Annotated in this window: 1 protein-coding gene; it reads left to right on the forward strand. The window is 56.8% G+C overall.

Features of this window, described 5'->3' with window-relative positions:
• Nucleotides 1–562, forward strand: a 562-nt coding sequence (locus tag ACR0JF_RS23395) for a Na/Pi symporter (RefSeq protein WP_480670139.1), incomplete at both ends; no start/stop codon positions are given.

Raw genomic sequence — 562 nt, forward strand, 5'->3', positions numbered from 1 at the left:
GTCGGGACATGCGCGTCGAAAGCGCCTTCGGCCTTGGGCTGGCGTTGGCCGGGTTCAGCTTGATTTTCATTGGGATCGAGCAACTCAAGTCCGGGCTTGACGTATTTCGCGGCATAGTGACTCCTGCCGATTTCCCGCCAGATACACTGCTAGGCAGGCTGAAGCTTGTATTGATAGGCGTGCTTATCACGATGGTGACGCAGTCTTCGAGCGCTGGCGTTGCGACCGCATTGGCTGCGTTGAGCGCGGGTGCTGTGAACTTCCCTCAAGCAGCAGCTCTCGTCATTGGAATGGATGTGGGCACGACTTTTACGGCAGTTCTGGCGACTTTGGGCGGGGGCACGATGGCGCGTCGAACCGGGTTTGCTCATGTGATCTACAACGTGATGACAGGAGCAATGGCTTTTTTCTTGCTAGGTCCATTTACTTCGGTGTTTGCAAGCGGGGCGGGGGTCGGAAATTCTCTGACTGCGCTGGTCGCGTTCCATAGTTTCTTCAACGCCATAGGCGTGGCGCTGATCTTGCCGTTCGCGAAACCCTTCGCCAGATTTATCGAGGCGCT

The sequence above is a fragment of the Ruegeria sp. BG11 genome (genome assembly GCF_056538565.1).